The organism is Nostoc sp. (assembly GCF_035638895.1).
GTDB lineage: Bacteria > Cyanobacteriota > Cyanobacteriia > Cyanobacteriales > Nostocaceae > Nostoc.
The window spans coordinates 1-3,919 of the sequence record NZ_DASQZC010000509.1; the positions used below are offsets into that span (position 1 = coordinate 1).

Below are 3,919 nucleotides of genomic sequence, written 5' to 3' on the forward strand. Positions count from 1 at the left end.
TTAATCGCATTTGTTAATTAATTACTATGAACACTATTTTACATATCACCAAAAGCGAACAATGGGAACAAGCAAAAATTCTCGGAAGCTATCGGGGTGATACGTTAGATTCGGAAGGATTTATCCACTGTTCGACAGCAGAGCAAGTTATCTGGGTGGCGAATCGTTTTTTTGTTAATCAAAAGGGTTTGGTAATTCTTTGCATTGATTCTGAACAAGTTAAAGCTGAAATTCGTTATGAAGCTGCGGAGGTAGATAATTTATTTCCTCATATTTATGGTGAGTTGAATATTGATGCTGTGTTTCAGGTTGTTGATTTTAAGGCGGGGGAGGATGGATTTTTTGTGTTGCCGAAAGAGGTAACAGATTTATAATTAACGAACCGCAGAGGCGCAGAGGGCACAGAGGAGGAGAGATGAGAAGAGAAGGGTTTGATGTAGGTGAGTATGTTGATCTTATGGCGTTGTTATTGGATTTGCAGCTAAGGGATGAGTATCGAGATGGTGTGGTAGCAAATTTTGAGAGAATTAATGCGATCGCTAATCTTGTAAATTCTTTTCCTATACCAGAGGATATTGAAATTGCACCAGTTTTTGAACCATGAATGATGCTGTATCGATAGCTACTGCTGTACGTGAAGGCAAAGTTAGTGCGGTGGAAGTTACCAAGGCTGCGATCGCACGAATAGCAGCGCGGGATAATCAACTCAATTGTTTTACGGCTGTCACTGCTGAAACAGCTTTAACAGATGCAGCCCGCATTGACAGGGAAATTGCCCAAGGTAATAATCCTGGAACGCTTGCTGGTGTGCCTTTTGCGGTGAAAAATCTCTTTGATATAGCTGGTTTAACGACTCTGGCGGGTTCAAAAATCAATGCAGAAAACCCAGCAGCTAGCCTTGATGCAACCGCAGTAGCGAAGTTGAAACAAGCGGGTGCTGTGCTGGTTGGCGCTTTGAATATGGATGAGTACGCTTATGGGTTTGTAACGGAAAATTCCCATTACGGTGCTACTCACAACCCCCATGATTTACAGCGAGTTGCTGGTGGTTCATCAGGTGGTTCGGCTGCGGCGGTTGCTGCTGGGTTAGTACCGTTGACGCTGGGTTCTGATACAAATGGTTCAATTCGTGTTCCGGCGGCGTTATGTGGCGTTTTTGGGTTGAAGGCGACTTATGGGAGGTTATCTCGTGCTGGGGTAGCTTTATTTTCTAGTAGTTTTGATCATATTGGCCCTTTTGCGCGTTCGGTGCAGGATATCGCTACGGTGTTTGATGTGCTTCAGGGAGAAGACGATCGCGATCCAATTTGCACTAAGCGTCCGCCTGAATTGGTTTTACCACAACTCAATCAAGATATTTCTGATATCAGAATTGCGATCGCTGCTGATTATTTCACTAAAGGCGCAGAACCAGAAGCTTTAGCAGCAGTGCAAAAGATAGCTGATGCAATAGAAGTCACGGAATACGTAACAATACCAGAAGCACACCGCGCCCGTGCTGCGGCATTTGTGATTACAGCTAGCGAGGGCGCAAATCTGCATTTGGATCAATTGCGATCGCGTCCTCAAGATTTTGATTCAGCAACACGCGATCGCTTTTTAGCTGGGGCGTTAATTCCTAGTAGCTGGTATCTGCAAGCACAACGCTTTAGAAAATGGTACCGCGATCGCGTTCGGGAAGTCTTTCAAAATGTCGATGTGATTCTCGCCCCAACTACACCAATTTCCGCACCGCTAATTGGTCAACAAACTATGATTTTGGATGGTGAAGAAATTCTTGTCCGTCCCCATTTAGGATTATTTACTCAACCATTATCTTTTATTGGTTTACCAGTTTTATCAGTACCAATTCAGCGCCAAAATGCTTTACCTCTTGGTGTGCAATTGATAGCAGCACCATATAATGAAGCGTTAATTTTACGGGTTGCGGCTACGTTAGAGGCAAAGGGTGTAGTTTCAGCACCAGCATTATAAAAATACCTCCAAAAAATAAATTATCCAATTTTTGGAATCAAAACGACTTTTCCTCCCCCTGCCCTAAAAGCTTACCCTTTGGGGAAGCAAGGTACGCGTAGCGTCCCGCAGGGATGGGATATTTTTCCCTTGAAAGTCCCTAATGTACATTTATATGCTTTACTTTTGCAACATCTTCAAAAGAGTTTCTGGGCTGTCCATTTTGTCCATTACCACCTCAATGAAAGCGAGTTGGTCACGATTTTGTTCGGCTTTTTGCAATGCCGACTCTAACTCAGGCTCAGTACTTACTTTAATGCCCCAGCCATTACTAGCAAAAATTTCATGAAGTTTGTGATAATTCCAGCGTTGAATGTCGTTATAAGGCATAGTTGCACCGTGGATATCACGCTCTATAGTATATCCATCGTTGTTAATGAGAAAAATAATTGGTTTCAGGTTATAGCGTAATATTGTTGACAGTTCTTGTGCTGTCATTTGGAACGACCCGTCACCAACTAATAGAATAGATCGTCGTTGTGGAGCTGCGATCGCACAACCGAGCAAGCAGCCAACCGAGTAGCCAATCGAACCCCAAAGCACTTGTCCCACGAAGGTGCTTCCCTTTGGCAAAGGAATTACAGAGGCTCCAAACAAACAAGTTCCAGTCTCGGCAACGATAATGTCATCTTCTTTAAGGAAATGAGCTAGTCTATACCAAAAACGCCGTTGTGTAATAGCCCCATCCGTGTTTGCTTGGAAGGGAGTCGTGAAGCCAGCATCCAAATTGTCCATTGCAGACTTGAAGTCCAGCGTTTGAGCATCGCGGCGCTGCAAACGTTTGCTTAAAGCAGACAGCACATCCCGCATCGCTACATTCTTGTACAGCGCATGTTTAATTTTGAGATGCTGGCTATGCACTTCAATAGTTCGACTTGGATCGAGTTTGGCAGAAAACTTCCCTGTGTTGAAATCAGTCATCAAGGCACCGATACTCAACACACAATCTGCCTCTTCAATACGTTTTCTGACATATTCCTCACTGGCAGCACCATTATAGATGCCGATGAACTGGGGGTGCGTTTCTTCCAGCAGTCCTTTTCCCATGTTCATCGTGGCATAAGGGTATCCGGTAGCTGCCAGCAATTCTCGCAATTCCCCATGCAGGCGATCGCGATCCACACCAACATCAGCAAGAATAACTGGTTTGTTAGCCTTCTCCAGTATGGTTATACAGGCATCAACTGCCTCAGCTAAAGTAGCGCTCTCGCTCTGGAATACAGGGGGTTTCAATGAATCAGACGGTGCAACCATTTCATGTGAAGCAACATCCATAGGTATGGAGATGTAAACGGGTAATTTCTTCAGAAGACAGATACCCAAAACTCTGTCAATTTCTACTGTTGCATTTTCTGTTGTTAAATATGCTTGAGCCGCCGTTACCTTTTCATACATTCGGGCAAACATAGAAAAATCACCAGTACCAAATGTATGATGGACAAGCGAACCAGATGCTTGAATTTTGGTGGCAGGAGATCCGGTAATCGTTACAACAGGAACGTGTTCGGCATAAGCTCCAGCAATGCCATTAATAGCACTAAGTTCACCAACGCCGAAAGTAGTAATTAGTGCTGCAATGCCATTGAGGCGACCATAGCCATCAGCAGCGTATGCTGCGTTAAGTTCGTTGCAAGTACTAACTAACTCAATGTCTTCCTGATTCACAATAGAGTCAAGAAATTCCATATTGTAGTCGCCAGCGACACCAAAGATATGCTTGACACCAATTTGTTTGAGACGAATCAGTAAATAATCACCAATAGTAAAATTTGTCATTGTTTTACCTCTATTTATCCTCTTGTATCTGAAATATTTTTACAGTCAGCATAAAAATCTTGGTGCTTGAATTTAGAATTGAGAATTTGCAATTTAGAGAAGACAATTAAGAGAACTTTCAGACCGCCAC

4 protein-coding genes are annotated in these 3,919 nt (G+C 43.4%); 3 read left to right on the top strand and 1 reads right to left on the bottom strand.

Translation table 11 applies throughout. The features are described 5' to 3' along the window. Positions 1–26: 26 nt before the first annotated feature. Genes VE944_RS25585 through VE944_RS25595 form a run of 3 tightly spaced genes read left to right on the top strand, consistent with a single transcriptional unit; the run spans position 27 to position 1,974 of the window. Positions 27–374 carry a DUF952 domain-containing protein gene (locus tag VE944_RS25585; protein WP_324983745.1) on the top strand — a complete coding sequence of 116 codons (348 nt, stop codon included), beginning with the start codon at positions 27–29 and terminating at the stop codon, positions 372–374. A 41-nt stretch (positions 375–415) separates the two neighbouring features. Further along, positions 416–604, top strand: coding sequence for a DUF4089 domain-containing protein (locus VE944_RS25590; RefSeq protein ID WP_324983747.1), 189 nt, complete (start codon positions 416–418; stop codon positions 602–604). Continuing rightward, positions 601–1,974: an AtzE family amidohydrolase gene (locus VE944_RS25595; RefSeq protein ID WP_324983750.1), complete on the top strand. Its 1,374-nt coding sequence runs from the start codon at positions 601–603 to the stop codon at positions 1,972–1,974. The genes VE944_RS25590 and VE944_RS25595 overlap by 4 nt, the downstream gene beginning before the upstream one ends. A gap of 159 nt (positions 1,975–2,133) precedes the next feature. Here the strand turns inward: VE944_RS25595 and VE944_RS25600 are convergent, their stop codons facing one another. Beyond that, entirely contained in the window at positions 2,134–3,789 is a 1,656-nt protein-coding gene (locus tag VE944_RS25600; protein WP_324983753.1) for an alpha-keto acid decarboxylase family protein, read from the bottom strand. Positions 3,790–3,919: the final 130 nt, after the last annotated feature.